Below are 13,546 nucleotides of genomic sequence, written 5' to 3'. Positions count from 1 at the left end.
CGCTAACTGGCCTTCCGCAAGGCCGCGTCGATCGCGTTCTCGCTGCCGGCTTCATCGAGATCCGAGAAAGCCATATCGAGCGCGACACGATCCCAGACGACGCGGCCATCGATCGCCTTCCCGCGCGGCATGCGTCGATCGGCAACGAGCTCGTCGAACTTCGTCGTGCCAACGCCGATGTAATAGGCGGCTTCCTCGCGGCAGAGGCCACGTGGCACCCATGAGATTCTGTCGATCCGGCCAGTGGCGCGCGGCATCAGCGAGCTTCCTCGCGGGTTGGCTCGCGGTCCTCGAGAAAGCGGATCGCATGTTTCGCGGCCAGGAGCATTCGGCCGCAGGTCGACGGCGAGCCCTCCTTGCAGGCGCAGCGGGCGTCGTGGACTTTGTCGCAGATGATCTGCGCCAACTCCTCCTCAAGCGAGAGCGAGCGATGTGAAGGGGAGCGCCGGCGGGCGCGGCGGATAGCCATCAGCGCTTGCTCCCGTCGATGTTCTGGCGTTCGACGGTGAAGCTGTAGGCGACGATCCAAGGGTTTGCGTCCCAGGCGCCGGCGCCGTTGATGCTGTCCCAGAGCGTGCGATACCAGTTCCGCGGCGTCGCGTAGACGTTCGCGACGTCGGTGTAGACCAGCGGGCCGCCGATAGTGCCCGCCGCGTGGCTGATCTCAGCCCCTTCAGCGATGCAGTCCTCTTCGCTGATATCCTGCAGCCGCTCGACACGGACATCGGTGACGGTCAGCGTCAGCCGCGAAGCCCAGCGCGGCATATGGATCCCGGGCCGCCAAGTCGTCGTGATGCGCAGCGGCTCGTGATCTGCCACCGGATACTGCTCGCACATGGCTGTGTAGCCGTCACGCTCGCTGGCTCGGTAGAAGATGGTTGCAACGTCGGTCGCCCAGCCGTTACAGCGCCACGCCTCGCGCACCCATAGCCGGTCGCCGGGTGCGTGGCCGAGATGGGCATGCCAGTTCGTTCTGCTTGCGGGAGCCTGATGCTCGAAAGCGTCGGCCTTCCACGTCCACATATCGCCGTCGAACCGGCGGAAGTCGGATGCGTTCTGCATCGCCCGCGCGAGTTCATCGCCGCTCAATGTGAAGGCGGGCGCGTCCGGAATTGCCAAGGTTCGGGCCTTGGTGATCACGCGCCGCGTCTGCGTCTTGTGGCCGGCGATCAGCGCGCGGACCATCGGCCCGCTGAATAGGATGGGTCGATCCATCATTGCCCCCAGGTCACGTAGCCGACGACGCCGAAGGAGCCCGCCGCCAAGGCGGCGAGCATCCAGATGACGAGGCGGGCGCGCCAGCGTTCGAGGGGGCAACCCTCGGCGCCCGGGCAGTCGTTGAGGTCGCGCCTCATGCCGCCACCTTTGACAGTCGCTGATCGAGCCAGGACTCCAGTTCCGTTGCGAGAATGCGCCAGCGGTGCGTCCCGGGGTCTCGGGCCGTGGTCAGCATTCGCGCGAAGGCGGCTGACAGATCGAAGTCGTCGAGCGCGTCGATCACGTCGGCATGGGCCCGCAGATCGCGACGGCGGCTGAACACGTCGCAATAGGCAGAGATCGGCTCGACCTTCAGCATGCCGATATTGCCGTCTCCGGCGTCGATGATCGCCTTCAGGCCGGCCACGACGCCTTCTGGATCGTAGATCCTCTCCATGTTGTAGAGCGCCATGACGGCCACTGTGTCGCCGCGTCGCATTCGGCTCGCGGGCGTGTTGTCGACGATGCGAACGCCGGCGGCCTCGCAGATCGCGTTGAGCCGTATCGCCGTAGCGTCACCGGCCGCGAGCCGTGCCTTGTGCATTGCCGGTGGCCGCACGGCTGTCTGCTGCATGTTGACCGCGCTGAAGGCGCGAGCCTGTTCCGTTGCATCTGCCTGAACCACCATGCAGGGCACGGATTTGATGCCGCGCAGCCGGGCGGCATGGCAGCGGTGCTGGCCGTCGATGATAGCGAACCGGCCGCCCTCCACTGGTGCGACGATGACCGTCGCGAAATGCGTCCAGCGAAAGTGCTCAGCGATCGCGCGGACCTGCTTTCTGCCGTGAAGGCTGATTGTGCGCTGATAGCTGTCGTCAATGGCGAGGCTATCGAGTTCGATCCATTGCAGGAGCGGCGCCGGGCCGACCTGATCGCGGAACGTGACGCCCGAGTAGTCGGAAACGTCGATCGAGCGCAGGGTGTCCATCAGGCGGCCTCCTCGATCTCGGCCGCAGCCGGCTCGCTCGTTTCACACAGCCCGATGATGTGCTCGCGGGTCGCGCCGAAGGGCACTGTGACGCCGCGCTGCTTCAGAATCGCGCGCAGATCGGGTGTCTTTTGCGTATAGTTCGAGGGGATTGGCACGGCCTCGGGTGTTTCTTCCTCCTGATCCTTCCAAATCTGCAGCGCGGCCTCGGCTGCACTCTGATGTTCTTCCGATGCCGAGATTGGCTCGGCCGGAGCATCCGCCTCCTCGCCTGGAACAACGTCTCCGGCGACGCGCGGCAGCTCAGCCGTGGCGTCGAAGATCTCGCCACGCAGCACCGGCGGAAGCCAGCCGTGCGTACCAGCCAGGCGCGAAGCGAGCGCCGCGAGATCACCCTTCTTCAGCTTGCTGTGTTTGCCGGCATCATCGCCACAATCGGCGATCGCGTTGAGCGCCTCCTGCTTTGGCGCTGCCTTGAAATAAGCCTCGGCATCGAACGCTCCGACCAGCGCCTTGCGATGCTGCTCTGCCGGCAGGGCGCAGCGCAGATCCTGGACGGCCTCAGGCTTCAGGCTGTTCAAGCTGTGATTGAGGAGGGCCTTGCTGGTGAAGTCGAGACTGTGCGCGACGAAGCGGGCGACCATCTGATGCAGGCGCTCCTCCGGCATGGTGATGCAGGTTCGGAAAGCCTCGCCGAAGGCCGTGTTCGTGCCGTGCTCACGGTTGGGCCAGCCGAGTGCAGGGCCCTGGAAACGCCCCTCACTGTTGAGCCGAACAGGAGCGCCCCAGGCGACTTGGGACGCGACGAGCGCGGCGAACGCGATCCGCGGGTGTTCTGCCAGGACGTGGGCCGTGGCGCGGGTTGCCGTCAGCGCCAGATCGTCCAGTAGCGCGGTGGACAGGCGCGTTGGTTCGGGCGCTTCTTCGGCACCAGCAGGGGCCTTCGGTGCCGGGGCGGGTAGGGCCGTGCGCGGTTCCGGTTTCGATGCCGCCTTCCCCTTCACATATCCGCGCTCGATCGAGAGCTTGCCATCGTGGCCAATGCCGACGATGGCAACGGCTTTCGCGCGCTTTTCAGCAGGCACGATGAGCCACGCGGCGCGATCCGGATCCAGCGCTTGCGTGGCGGTCACGACGCGATCGATCTCGGCCTCAAGTTCGCGGCGCTCAGCCTCGAGCCGTTCAATCTCGGTCTGGTCGCTCTCCTCGCTATCGTAAAGCGGATCGAGCTTGTCATCGACCTGATCCACCTGCGCGTGGAGGGCCTTCAATTGCTCCTCGAGCTCGGCTACTCCGGTCGGCCGCTGATCGCCGGGCAAGGAAGGTTTCGTCAGCCGCTCCCAGCGCCATTTGTCTCTGGCTTCGTGCGCGTCTGCGAGCAGCACTTCGCCCCATCTTTCCTCGTCCGCGATCCGCTTGGCTTCGGATGTCAGCTTCTCCGAGGCGAGCCGTTGCAAAAGGCCGCCGTCGGCGAAGTCCGGTTCCACGGCGAAGAGGTCGGCGACGAATTCGCCGCCGGCGGCTCGATAGGCATCGGCGCCGACGAAGCGAGCGATGTTCCGACCGGCTGGTACGGATTCTCGGGTAAACTCGGCGCGGATCGTGTCCGCGCGCAGCTGATGGGGCCGCGTTGCATTGGCGAGATAGGCGGCCTGCTCCTCCGGAGGGGCGATGGTGAACGCGCGTGCGGCTTCGCCCATGATGCGGCCATCGAGCCATGCCTGGCGCACGTCGCCATGAAGCCGGCCGAGGGCGAGACGCTGCTCGACATTGCGCAGGGTGATGCCGAAATGATCGGCGATCTCCTGGTGGCTCTTGCCGGCGTCGGCGAGCTGCGCGAACGCCTCGAATTCGGTGACCGGATGCAGCGGCTTGCGCAGCACGTTGGCAGCCAGCGACACCTCGAACGCATCGGCTTCCGATTCGGCATCGCGCAGCACGACGGGCACATGATCGAGTCGCAGGCCGGCATCGAACAACTGCTTCAGCGCCTTCAGGCGCCGATTGCCGTCGATGATCTCGACGGTTTCATCTGCCGTCAGCCGGCCGACCAGTGGCTGCAGCAGGCCATGGGCGGCGATCGAGGCGACGAGGTCTGAAACATCCTCCTCGCCGGGGCGGCAATTGACGGCGCCGCCGGCGACGAGATCGTGCGGCCAGTATTGGTGAACCTGTGGGCTCATGATCCGAAGTCCTTCAGTGGGAGGGGGGCGCTCAGGCGGCGCCGCGGGTCAATTCCGGCCGCGAGCCATCGCCGCGGACGCGTGCGCTCCATTGCTCGAAGCGCAGGATCCAGTTCTCGGCCGCCTTGGCTGGCGGCATGGGCTTGATGCGGTGCTTGAGATCGAGCGGCTGAAGGCGCTCGAGCGCGTCATCCCAGCGCCTGGGCGGCTGGGCGAGCAGATGCTGGCGCTCGGTCATCAGCATCCGACGATCGACGATATGGATCAGGTCGCGCATATGCGGCGGCATGGGCCAAAGCAGCCCAGCCTCCTCATGGAGGTAGCGGTCGATCGGATCCGCGAGCCGGCGCTTCATCTTCTTCACCGACAGGCGCGGAACGATGTCGGCGCCGGCTTCCTGGCGCATTTCGTCGAGCTGTGCCTGCATCGCGCTGAGCACCGGCTCGGTCCAGTCGCCGAGAATGGCCTCGTGCCCCTCATGCAGCAGGAAGCCGAGGGCGAGCCGGTGATCGTGGTAGTGCGCGAGGATCCAGTCGGCGCCGATGTTGCAGTGCTGCGCGACCGGATAGATCACGCCGGTCGGCATCTGGTTGGCGAAGCGGCCGGTGTTGCCGAGCGGCACGGCGATATCGCGACGGATGTCGATCGCGCCGTGAGGCACGACGCGGCCGAGCGCCAGCGCCTTGCCGGATGCGGTCTGAGCCCATGGCGCGGCGCCCGCGGGGACTGTCGTGCCCGGCTTCATGCCGCACCGCCAAACTGCGGCCGCTCGAAATGGCGCGACGGGCGTGGCGGTGCGCCGATCCGCCGGGCCCGATCGGCCATCAGCGTGGAGAGGACATACGGGGCGAGCCTCTCATTTCGAGCGGCGAGCGCCGTCATGCCGTCGAGCACGCGATCGGCCTGTACGAAGACGACGGCCGAAGCGAGCGCGGCCTGCGAACTCATCCAGAAAGCGCGGGCCTCTGCCGCGATCTGTGATGTCGGCACGACGCCGGCGCGGCGCGCCTCTGCAAGCGCAGGGTCAAGATCGCGCATCGCGCCGACGAAATGCTCGATACGCGAGGCCATGGCGGCCGTGACGAGCGCGTCGGCGTGAACCTCGAACAGGGCGGCCATCAGGCCGCCTCCTCTTCGAAAGCGTCGCGATGTCCGAGCTTGGCCAGCCGCTTGGCCATCTTCTTGGCGGCCTCGGGCCCGAGCGTCGCCGCCAGGTCCTCATGATAGCCGGCGCGCTTCAGATCATAGATGTCGGCGTAGCCGCGGCTTTCGCGCCCCTCTTCGAGGATGCCGCACATATCATCGACGATGACGGCGCGGGTATCGGTGCCGAGCTCGGAGACGTGCGGCAGGTCGGCGCGGGATTTGCGGGCGAGCGGATCGGCTTTGAGCTTCGCCTTGAGCAGCTCGGCGTTGACGCTGTCGATCGGGGTCGGACGGCCGGGAGCGGGTCTTTCGTGACGCATGGATGCCTCCATCGGTTAGGACGGCGGCAGAGTAGCGCGTTCCGCTACGTTGTCAAACGGACAACGCTTCCAATTTGGAAACAAGGGTGCTGCGGCGTTCCCGCGCACCGAATCGAATCGTTAATTTTGTTCTTGCTCCGTTCTCATAGGTGAGTCAGCTTGTCGCGGTCTCAGTGGAGGTGACTATGCCTGAACCCGCCGAATTTGCTGCCCGTTTCCTGATCCACCTCAGGTGCCCGAACTGCATGAGGAACCTGGAGTCTTGCTTGGACGTGCCGGCAGTCGACGATGCTCCAACCACTCCGGAGGAGCTGGCGGACAGCGCCTTCCTGCAGCGTCAAAGGTTCCTGTGCATTCAATGCGACAGCGCGATCGGGACGATCATCGGCATCACGATGGTGCGGCCTGAATTGCTTGAAGTCGCTTAGCCCGGCAATTCGTTGCTGACGCGGCGGACGAGGGCGATGATCTCGACCTTCTGACCATCGTCCGCCGTATTGTCCCGAGGTACTTTGATCACTTCATGCCGCGGATTAGTTGAGCGCGGGTGGAATTCAATGCGATCGGCATAGAGTTCGATCTGTTTAATCGACCACTCGCGTTCCATGCCGGAGTATCGAGAGCGCTCGACGACAACAACCATGCCGTCGCGGATCGGCGTGCGATCCGAAATATCCTCATAAGAAACAGCTAAAACCTGATCGCCCGATAGGATGGGGCGGGGTTTCAGCGCATTCATGCTGTCACCGTCTACGTCAAACGAAAGGTGTCGGGCGTCCGGGTATTTCGGATCCCGCTTGTCATAAATGACCTTCGCTTCGTCCCAGTCGCCAAGATCCTCCTGGGGGCGAAATGCTCCGGCCTCAACTTTGCCCGCAATTCGGTAAGGTGCGAGTTCACTGGATGCCGGGCGCACCTGCATCGGGATACTCGTCGCCAAACCCTCCCGGATAGACGCCTGCGATGCAGGCTCGCTGCTCGCCGGTTTGAGTATGCGCGTGATCGCCAGCATCTCGTCGCCGGAGATCTTTCTGTTGCCGGTCGTCATCTTGTTGATGGCGGCGCGATCGATCGACCGGCCGAGAGCTTCCGTGAGTTGTCGCGCCAGCTCGGCCTGGCTCATCCCACTGGTTTCCAAGAGGTTTCGTAGCCATTCGCTCAACATGGCGCGACGATAGCGGGAGCCCCTACGCGCGTCGTGTTCCAGTTTGGAAGCAAAACCGCTTGCATACGTAGCGATAGACGCTACATTCCCGCTCATGGAACCGGCATCAAGCATCATCGCCAAGCTCGGTGGCCCGAAAAAGGTCGCTGAGATCGTGGGCCTGCATCGCACCCGAGTGAGCAATTGGAAGCGCCCACGGAGCCTCGGCGGCACTGACGGGCGCGTCCCCCAGGGCCATCACGTTCAGTTGCTCTCCTACGCTCGGGAGCAAGGCATCGCGTTGTCCGCGGACGATTTCCTGCCGGTCCATGACGTCCCCTCCAGCCCGGTCTCAGCTCCCGCGTGCGGGCTGGAAGCGGCGCCTTCCGAACCTTCGTAACTCAAGCCGGCCGGCCGCGATGCCGAGAAAAGCGCGGCGGATTTCTCCTTAGGTCAGCATGAGGCGCTGAATGAACAAGCGTGATGCCTGGTTTTTTCGGGTCAAGGCGGCGAACCGCGACCTGGTCGAGATGTGCGGCGGCATCGCTCGCGCCGCCGAGATTGCCGAGTTGTCGAGCGCCCAGATCGGACGCTGCGCCAATATCGAGAGCGACGATCTGCTCAGCGCGCGGGCCAAGGCGAAGCTCGAGGCGGATATCGGGCGTCCGGTGGTGACGCGGGTCGAGATCGAGCTGTTGGGCTGGAGCGCCCATCAGGTTGCGCTGGCGCCGGCGGCCGACGAGTCCTGTCCGCATCGCGCGATCTCGCGCATCTCCGCGGAGATGGGCGACGTGATGTCGGCCTATATCGAGGGTTGCCGCGACGGCCGCTTCTCGCCGGCCGACGCCGCGATTGTCGCGAAGGAACTCTCCGATCTGGCCAAGGCGGTTGAGGCCGGCCGGCTGTCGTCGGCTGCGCTCTGCGCACGCGGAGGACCAGCCGATGACTGATCTCGGTTGGGTCGACGCCCGCGTATCTTTGCTGAAGCAGCTCGCGGCCGATGGGCTGTCGGCGCAGCTGATCGCCGAGCAGCTCGGCGGCGTTTCGCGCAGCGCCGTGATCGGCAAGGCGCATCGGCTGGGCATTCAGCTGACCGGCGCGATCGCTGCGCCGCCGAAGCGCGCCGTTCCGAAGCCGACACCGGTTCCGGTTTCGCGCAGGGCGCCTGTGATCAGGCCGCTGCCAGAACCGGTCGTCGAGGCGACGATCAAGGGCTGGCCGAAGCCGGTCGGGCCGAATGCCGTCGACCTGGTCGGCCTCGACATGACGAAACAGTGCCGCATGCCGCTCTGGTCGAACGCCGAGCGAGGCGGGCTCTATTGCGGCGAGCCGGTGCGAAGCGAGGGCGAGCGCTGGTGCAAGGCCTGCGCAGCGCTGGCTTATGAGCCGCGACTGGGCCGCAAGCTTGATGCGGCACAGATGGACGCGGCCCGCAGCCGGTTCGTGCGGACCGGGCGGAACGGGGCGTTCGCATGAGTGAGGCGCCCCTCAATCTCGACGAACTTGCGGCCCGGCTGCTCAGCGCGGCCGAGACCGAAATCTTCTCGATCAACCAGATCGAGTTCGTGGCGGCGACACCCGGTGCGGCCGAGGGCTGCCGCCAGATGGTCGGCGAAGTCCGCCGGCAGGCCCGCGCACTCGGTCTCGCTTATCGCATCGCGTTGAAGCTGAAGGAGCGGCCCGACCTCGCGCTCGGCCTCGACATCGCCGCGCTCGAACAAGGAGGGGCCGCGTGAGCGAGCCGACCGCAACACTGACCGAAGCCGTCCTGGCGCTCGCCCGGAAGGACAGCAATCCGGGCGTGATCGCACGTCAGCTGGATTGCAGCCGTCGGGATGTCACGCGCCTGCTCTGGCGCCTGCGCAGCCGCGGCGAGCTGCCACCGGCGCCGCCGATCAATCCCGAGGCGCTGCCGGGCAGGATCCTCGCCCTCGTCACGGAGGAATCGCCCGCTCGCATCCCGCCGTTGATGGTCATGAACGAGCTCGGCTGTTCGCTGGCCGATTATCGCCGCGCCATCACCAAGCTGAGCGAGAAGGCACTGGTCGCGATCTCGGCCGGGCTTCTGCATCTGCCCGGCGTCGCAGCCCCGTTGGCCTCGCGTCTGGCATCCGATCCAGAGACGCGGCAGCGGTCGATCGAGGCGGCCATTATCCGCCGCGCCTTCGCGATGGACGGAACCGGCCTGAATCTGGGCGCCGTCTCGCTGTTGCACCGTGCAGCCGAGCTCTCGCATGATCCGCAGCGCACGAACTTCCTTGCGCTCGGCGACCTGATCGGTGCTCGGGAGGGCCAGTATCGCGACGTTTCGGCGGAAGAGGTCAAACGCGAGGCGGCCCGTCAAGGATTCGCGAACCGGGCCATGGTCGACCAGGCGGCGCGCGAGGTGCCGGCGTGAGCCTGCTGCCCGATCCCGCCTTCGAGGCATGGCTCGACAAGGCCAAGGGCGTCAGCGTGTTGAATGCGGCGCTGAAGCTCGGCTTCGCGCCGAAGGGCGGGACGGATAAGGCCACTGACCGAGCGCGCGGTGACATCAGCGGCCCATGCCCGCGCTGCCGCGGCGTCGATCGGTTCTCTGTGAAACCGTCCGAATCCATGTGGTTCTGCCGCGGCGAAGGCCGGGGCGGGTACGACGCGATCAGCCTCGTCCGCTATGTCCAGAATTGCTCGTTCCTGGTCGCTGTCGAGTGGCTGACCGGCGAGCCGAAGCCCGGGCGCACCGCCAAGGTCGAAACGCCAGATGAAAAGGCGGCGCGTGAGGCTGAGCGCCAGCGCCTGCAGGACGAGTCCGACAAGGCTCGCGCGGACGGCGAACGGCTGAACAACCAGTTTCGCGAGGACGAGCGCCGGCGCTGCCGCGAGATCTGGCGCAATGGCAAGCCCGCTTCCGGCTCGCTGGTCGAGCGCTATCTGCAACATCGCGGCATTCCCGCTGTCCCGGCCGGGGCGAAGCTGCGCTTCCACCCCGAGATCCACTTGCGCCATCCGCCGGGCAAGGGTGGTGAGATCGTCCACACCGGGCCGGCGATGCTCTCGCCGATCGCCGACAATGACAGCCGCTTTGGCGGGCTGCACATGACCTGGCTGGATCCGCGCCTTGCGAATGGCACGGCGCCGGCGGGCGAGAAGGGCAAGCTCAAATTCGTGGTCGCTGGCGAGGCACTCGCCGTGAAGCGTTCGCGCGGTTCGAAGAATGGCGGCCATCTGATCCTGGTACCGGCGCCGAGCGGGCGCGTTAGCCGGATCGTCATCGGCGAGGGGATCGAGACGGTGCTTTCCGTCTGGGCGACGCTGCTCGAGGCGGGCGAGGAACTGAGCGAGACCGAATTCTGGTCGAGCGTCGACCTCCCGAACCTCGGCGGCAAGGCGGTGAACTCGGTACCGCATCCGACCAGGAAGCAGACCGATAGGCGCGGCCGGGTCTATGCCCCGCGGGTGCCCGGGCCGGTGCCCGACCAGGGCGACCCTGCGCGCTCGATCGCGCTGCCCGACACGGTCATCGATGTGCTGATCCTCGCCGATGGCGACAGCGATCGCTTCACCGTGGAATGCGCCGTCGCCCGCGCCTCGGCACGCTGGGCCATGCCCGGCCGCACCGTGCGCGTCGTCTGGCCGGATGACGGGTCCGATTTCAACGACATGCGGATGCGGCGCGTTCGGGCGAGATGATGGTGATCTCACTCCCACTGCCGAACGGGCAGCACCTTACCATTCACAGAAACATCCTCGAAAGTTCGCAACTGTCGAACGGTCATCACCCAGGCGACCTCAAGGACAGAATCGAGATCGTCGAGCAGAGATCGAATAATCTCAGCCTCATTCCGCACGGCAAGATGATATCTATTCAATTCGTCACTATCACGATCGCCGTTAAGCTCAGAGATTATGGCATTTATCTGAGTCGTGATGCTCCCCCAATGGTCGTCAATTTTTGTTCTGAGTTTATGTTGCTCACTTCCGAGTGGGGTCGCGCCAAGTCGTGCGCCATTCTTCATCGCACCTTCGAAAAGTTGTTCTCGAATTCGCTCGAACTCTCTGAGTTCGTCCCTGAGTCGGACGATATTTTGATATCCTATTGGAGCTTCATTTTCAGCGGAGACGAGAGAGTTCCTGAAGGTGATTACCTCTGTTCGCTCGATATCGATTTCACTCATTCTGGCGCGCAACACTTGGGCGGCGGCAATGGCGGTTTGTCGATTCGCAGCAACAAGCTGTTGTGCGATCCAATAGAGAGTAACACCCGCAACGCCTGCGGTTATGATGTTGCCGAGCAGGCTCTGGTAACGGTTCAACCAGAACTCCCAGCACCGAAATACGACGACGTCCTGTTGCTTCGCAGCGAGAGCGAGCTTGCCCGGCTCACAAAATACAGGCTCCAGAGCGTCGACGATGCCGATGATGACAATGAGCGTCATCAGCACGAAGAAGCCGATCACCGGCGAATTCCATTTGCCCAAAATCAGCCCCCCGGCGCGACGGCACACTATCAACGTGTCTCCGGTCTGAATTCAACGGCGGTGAGCGCATGACGCCGTCCGATGCACCCATGCCGGATGATCCGATCCTCGGTGCGGTCGCCAATGCAGCGGTGGTCTCCTCCGCACCTCCCGCCGCTGAGCCCGAAGACGACTTGGCGCATGATGATGGCGAAGGCGATCGGCCGGAGCTGTCGCCTGAAGCCTGGGCGCTGATCCGCGAGTGCCTGGCGCAGGGTTGCCACGATATCGGCAACTCGCGCCGGCTGCGCTTCCGCTACGGGCATCAGCTCGTCCACATCCAGAATGTCGGCTACCACGTCTATGACGGCCGTCGCTGGATCGAGGATATTGACGGCGTCCATGTCACCCCGTTGGCGCATGAAACGGTCGAGGCGATCGCGCTCGAGGCGCACCTGATCAGTCCGACGCCGAACGAGGCTGCGGCGATCGCTGCCGGCGAAGAGGCCGAGATCGAAAAGGAGTCGATCGGCACTGACGATCTGACGGAAAGCCAGAAGGCGGCGCTCGCCAAGCTAAACCGCGATATCGCCGCGGCTTCGCGAGCGCGCAAGGCGATCGCCGGCAGGCGGGCCCAGCGCCGGCGCTTCGCCAATTCAAGCTGCAACACCGGCAAGATCGACGGCATGCTGAAGCAGGCCTGCGGCTATCTCTCCAAACCGCTCGCCGCGTTCGATGTCGACGCGCTCGCGCTCAACCTCGAGAACGGGACCCTGCGCGTTGAAATCGATGAGCAGGAGGACGAGGAATCGGATCCGGATAATCCGCGGTTTCGGCGCTCCGTCTCGATCGAGCTCAGTCCGCACCAGCGCGAGGACTGGATCTGCAAGCTCGCGCCCGTGGCCTACGCCAAGGACGCGAAGTGCCCGATTTTCGATGCTTTCCTCGCGAAGATCCTGCCCTCGGCCGAGATCCGGAACTACATGCTCCGCTATCTCGGCTATGCGTTGACCGCGCTGACCACTGAGCAAGTCTTCGTCCTGATGCATGGCGAGGGGCGCAACGGCAAGTCGACCCTGGTCGATATCGTCTCGCGGCTGATGGGCGACTATGCGACGTCGCTGCCGATCGCCACCCTCACCGGCGAGGATCGCCGCAAGGGCGCCGAGGCGACGCCGGACCTTGTCCGGACGCCCGGCGCCCGCCTGGTGCGCGCTGCCGAGCCGAAAGAAGGCATGGCCTTCGATGAATCGCTGATCAAGTCCCTGACCTCGGGCGAGCCGATCCTGGTGCGCCGGCTCAATCATGAGTTCAATGAGGTTTATCCCAAGTTCAAGCTGGCGATCTCGGCCAACCGCAAGCCGGTGATCAGGGGCAATGACGACGGCATCTGGCGCCGCGTCGTGCTGATCCCCTTCGACGTCCAGATCCCGAAGGACGAGGTCGACAAGAAGCTGCCGGAGAAGCTCTGGACCGAGCGCTCCGGCATCCTCAACCGGCTGCTCGAGGGCCTTTCCGATTTCCTGATGCGCGGGGCCCTCGACCCACCCGCCGGGATCACGGCGGCATCGCAGGAGTATCGCGACGAAAGCGACCTGATGGGCGCCTTCGTCCGCGAGGCCCTGACGGTGACAAAGGATGCGGCCGACAGCGAGCTCACCGGCGCCCTGTTCGACGCGTTCCTCGTTTGGTGTCAGCGCGCTGCGCGAACGCCGGTGAAGCGCGAGACCTTCACGCGCCGGATGGTCAAGACCGCCCATGATTTCGGGTTTGAGAAGGGCAAGGCCTCCTCCTCGATCTATGTCGGCGTCCAGGTGAAGTCCGAATACCGGCCGCAGCAACCCGAGCCGCGCGCTCCCTCTCGCACCCGCGACGACGACTGACGGGAGGCTAGGGAGGGTAGCGGTTGCCCTCCCGGCTTGCCTCCCATGAAGGGGCGCGGGGAATAGCGGCTAAAATCAAAGACTTGGCGGTGGCGCGGGAGGTTAGGGAGCCTAGGGAGGGTACAGGTGCATGACCGCACGCGCGTATTCAGGGGGTGATGGGGGCTCTGCGCAATGGCTGAGCGGTGCAGCGTCCATAGCGTCATAGCCTTTTACCCTCCCTATCCTCCCTACACTCCCAAACGAGTG

19 protein-coding genes are annotated in these 13,546 nt (G+C 65.1%); 8 read left to right on the top strand and 11 right to left on the bottom strand.

Translation table 11 applies throughout. The features are described 5' to 3' along the window. Positions 1–2: 2 nt before the first annotated feature. The 9 genes from FG93_RS09745 to FG93_RS09710 are packed head-to-tail and all read right to left on the bottom strand — an operon-like array spanning position 3 to position 5,834. On the bottom strand, positions 3–257 hold the full coding sequence (locus tag FG93_RS09745; protein WP_043233955.1) for a hypothetical protein: 255 nt from the start codon (positions 255–257) through the stop codon (positions 3–5). Beyond that, positions 257–469, bottom strand: coding sequence for a hypothetical protein (locus FG93_RS09740; RefSeq protein ID WP_043233953.1), 213 nt, complete (start codon positions 467–469; stop codon positions 257–259). Before FG93_RS09740 ends, FG93_RS09745 begins: the two co-directional genes overlap by 1 nt. Beyond that, positions 469–1,185: a hypothetical protein gene (locus FG93_RS09735; RefSeq protein ID WP_244448552.1), complete on the bottom strand. Its 717-nt coding sequence runs from the start codon at positions 1,183–1,185 to the stop codon at positions 469–471. The genes FG93_RS09740 and FG93_RS09735 overlap by 1 nt, the downstream gene beginning before the upstream one ends. 29 nt (positions 1,186–1,214) lie before the next feature. After that, a complete protein-coding gene (locus tag FG93_RS32835; RefSeq protein ID WP_161783801.1) occupies positions 1,215–1,355 on the bottom strand; it encodes a hypothetical protein in 141 nt (46 codons plus the stop codon). After that, a complete protein-coding gene (locus tag FG93_RS09730; RefSeq protein WP_081881418.1) occupies positions 1,352–2,185 on the bottom strand; it encodes a DUF6551 family protein in 834 nt (277 codons plus the stop codon). Before FG93_RS09730 ends, FG93_RS32835 begins: the two co-directional genes overlap by 4 nt. Continuing rightward, on the bottom strand, positions 2,185–4,368 hold the full coding sequence (locus FG93_RS09725) for a ParB/RepB/Spo0J family partition protein (RefSeq protein WP_043233950.1): 2,184 nt from the start codon (positions 4,366–4,368) through the stop codon (positions 2,185–2,187). Before FG93_RS09725 ends, FG93_RS09730 begins: the two co-directional genes overlap by 1 nt. A 31-nt stretch (positions 4,369–4,399) precedes the next feature. After that, positions 4,400–5,113, bottom strand: coding sequence for a hypothetical protein (locus FG93_RS09720; RefSeq protein WP_043233949.1), 714 nt, complete (start codon positions 5,111–5,113; stop codon positions 4,400–4,402). After that, positions 5,110–5,487, bottom strand: coding sequence for a hypothetical protein (locus tag FG93_RS09715; protein WP_043233947.1), 378 nt, complete (start codon positions 5,485–5,487; stop codon positions 5,110–5,112). The genes FG93_RS09720 and FG93_RS09715 overlap by 4 nt, the downstream gene beginning before the upstream one ends. After that, on the bottom strand, positions 5,487–5,834 hold the full coding sequence (locus FG93_RS09710) for a hypothetical protein (protein ID WP_043233945.1): 348 nt from the start codon (positions 5,832–5,834) through the stop codon (positions 5,487–5,489). The genes FG93_RS09715 and FG93_RS09710 overlap by 1 nt, the downstream gene beginning before the upstream one ends. A 185-nt stretch (positions 5,835–6,019) precedes the next feature. On the opposite strand from FG93_RS09710, the gene FG93_RS09705 reads away from it, so the two are divergent. Next, positions 6,020–6,262: a hypothetical protein gene (locus FG93_RS09705; protein WP_043234095.1), complete on the top strand. Its 243-nt coding sequence runs from the start codon at positions 6,020–6,022 to the stop codon at positions 6,260–6,262. Here FG93_RS09705 and FG93_RS09700 read toward each other — a convergent pair. Next, positions 6,259–6,957, bottom strand: a complete 699-nt coding sequence (locus tag FG93_RS09700; RefSeq protein WP_244448551.1) for a S24 family peptidase — start codon at positions 6,955–6,957, stop codon at positions 6,259–6,261. The two genes, FG93_RS09705 and FG93_RS09700, sit on opposite strands and share 4 nt — an antisense overlap. A gap of 148 nt (positions 6,958–7,105) precedes the next feature. Continuing rightward, complete coding sequence (locus FG93_RS32830; protein ID WP_043233944.1) at positions 7,106–7,309, bottom strand: hypothetical protein; 204 nt, start codon at positions 7,307–7,309, stop codon at positions 7,106–7,108. Between the two features lie 139 nt (positions 7,310–7,448). Between FG93_RS32830 and FG93_RS31165 the strand changes: the two genes are divergently transcribed. The 7 genes from FG93_RS31165 to FG93_RS09660 are packed head-to-tail and all read left to right on the top strand — an operon-like array spanning position 7,449 to position 13,297. Beyond that, on the top strand, positions 7,449–7,928 hold the full coding sequence (locus tag FG93_RS31165; protein WP_052513564.1) for a hypothetical protein: 480 nt from the start codon (positions 7,449–7,451) through the stop codon (positions 7,926–7,928). Beyond that, entirely contained in the window at positions 7,921–8,454 is a 534-nt protein-coding gene (locus tag FG93_RS31160; protein ID WP_081881416.1) for a GcrA family cell cycle regulator, read from the top strand. The genes FG93_RS31165 and FG93_RS31160 overlap by 8 nt, the downstream gene beginning before the upstream one ends. Next, positions 8,451–8,714 carry a hypothetical protein gene (locus tag FG93_RS09680; protein WP_043233942.1) on the top strand — a complete coding sequence of 88 codons (264 nt, stop codon included), beginning with the start codon at positions 8,451–8,453 and terminating at the stop codon, positions 8,712–8,714. Before FG93_RS31160 ends, FG93_RS09680 begins: the two co-directional genes overlap by 4 nt. Further along, positions 8,711–9,376 (top strand): hypothetical protein, encoded by a 666-nt coding sequence (locus FG93_RS09675; RefSeq protein ID WP_043233941.1) that lies wholly within the window; start codon positions 8,711–8,713, stop codon positions 9,374–9,376. The genes FG93_RS09680 and FG93_RS09675 overlap by 4 nt, the downstream gene beginning before the upstream one ends. After that, on the top strand, positions 9,373–10,647 hold the full coding sequence (locus FG93_RS09670; protein WP_052513562.1) for a hypothetical protein: 1,275 nt from the start codon (positions 9,373–9,375) through the stop codon (positions 10,645–10,647). The genes FG93_RS09675 and FG93_RS09670 overlap by 4 nt, the downstream gene beginning before the upstream one ends. Continuing rightward, on the top strand, positions 10,647–11,507 hold the full coding sequence (locus FG93_RS32345; RefSeq protein ID WP_152579377.1) for a hypothetical protein: 861 nt from the start codon (positions 10,647–10,649) through the stop codon (positions 11,505–11,507). Before FG93_RS09670 ends, FG93_RS32345 begins: the two co-directional genes overlap by 1 nt. Further along, positions 11,504–13,297, top strand: coding sequence for a phage/plasmid primase, P4 family (locus FG93_RS09660; protein WP_081881415.1), 1,794 nt, complete (start codon positions 11,504–11,506; stop codon positions 13,295–13,297). Before FG93_RS32345 ends, FG93_RS09660 begins: the two co-directional genes overlap by 4 nt. The last annotated feature ends 249 nt before the right edge of the window (positions 13,298–13,546 follow it).

The sequence above is a fragment of the Allobosea sp. LC85 genome (assembly GCF_000735605.1).
Lineage (GTDB): Bacteria > Pseudomonadota > Alphaproteobacteria > Rhizobiales > Beijerinckiaceae > Allobosea.
Note: the sequence above shows the minus strand (reverse complement) of the source record. Positions and strands in the feature narration are given on the sequence as shown.

Bases quoted from the DNA above. Each gene is read 5' to 3' on its own strand.
- FG93_RS09745 (WP_043233955.1), bottom strand. From the start codon at position 257: ATGCCGCGCGCCACTGGCCGGATCGACAGAATCTCATGGGTGCCACGT.
- FG93_RS09740 (WP_043233953.1), bottom strand. From the start codon at position 469: ATGGCTATCCGCCGCGCCCGCCGGCGCTCCCCTTCACATCGCTCGCTC.
- FG93_RS09735 (WP_244448552.1), bottom strand. From the start codon at position 1,185: ATGGTCCGCGCGCTGATCGCCGGCCACAAGACGCAGACGCGGCGCGTG.
- FG93_RS32835 (WP_161783801.1), bottom strand. From the start codon at position 1,355: ATGAGGCGCGACCTCAACGACTGCCCGGGCGCCGAGGGTTGCCCCCTC.
- FG93_RS09730 (WP_081881418.1), bottom strand. From the start codon at position 2,185: ATGGACACCCTGCGCTCGATCGACGTTTCCGACTACTCGGGCGTCACG.
- FG93_RS09725 (WP_043233950.1), bottom strand. From the start codon at position 4,368: ATGAGCCCACAGGTTCACCAATACTGGCCGCACGATCTCGTCGCCGGC.
- FG93_RS09720 (WP_043233949.1), bottom strand. From the start codon at position 5,113: ATGAAGCCGGGCACGACAGTCCCCGCGGGCGCCGCGCCATGGGCTCAG.
- FG93_RS09715 (WP_043233947.1), bottom strand. From the start codon at position 5,487: ATGGCCGCCCTGTTCGAGGTTCACGCCGACGCGCTCGTCACGGCCGCC.
- FG93_RS09710 (WP_043233945.1), bottom strand. From the start codon at position 5,834: ATGCGTCACGAAAGACCCGCTCCCGGCCGTCCGACCCCGATCGACAGC.
- FG93_RS09705 (WP_043234095.1), top strand. From the start codon at position 6,020: ATGCCTGAACCCGCCGAATTTGCTGCCCGTTTCCTGATCCACCTCAGG.
- FG93_RS09700 (WP_244448551.1), bottom strand. From the start codon at position 6,957: ATGAGCCAGGCCGAGCTGGCGCGACAACTCACGGAAGCTCTCGGCCGG.
- FG93_RS32830 (WP_043233944.1), bottom strand. From the start codon at position 7,309: ATGGACCGGCAGGAAATCGTCCGCGGACAACGCGATGCCTTGCTCCCG.
- FG93_RS31165 (WP_052513564.1), top strand. From the start codon at position 7,449: ATGAACAAGCGTGATGCCTGGTTTTTTCGGGTCAAGGCGGCGAACCGC.
- FG93_RS31160 (WP_081881416.1), top strand. From the start codon at position 7,921: ATGACTGATCTCGGTTGGGTCGACGCCCGCGTATCTTTGCTGAAGCAG.
- FG93_RS09680 (WP_043233942.1), top strand. From the start codon at position 8,451: ATGAGTGAGGCGCCCCTCAATCTCGACGAACTTGCGGCCCGGCTGCTC.
- FG93_RS32345 (WP_152579377.1), top strand. From the start codon at position 10,647: ATGGTGATCTCACTCCCACTGCCGAACGGGCAGCACCTTACCATTCAC.
- FG93_RS09660 (WP_081881415.1), top strand. From the start codon at position 11,504: ATGACGCCGTCCGATGCACCCATGCCGGATGATCCGATCCTCGGTGCG.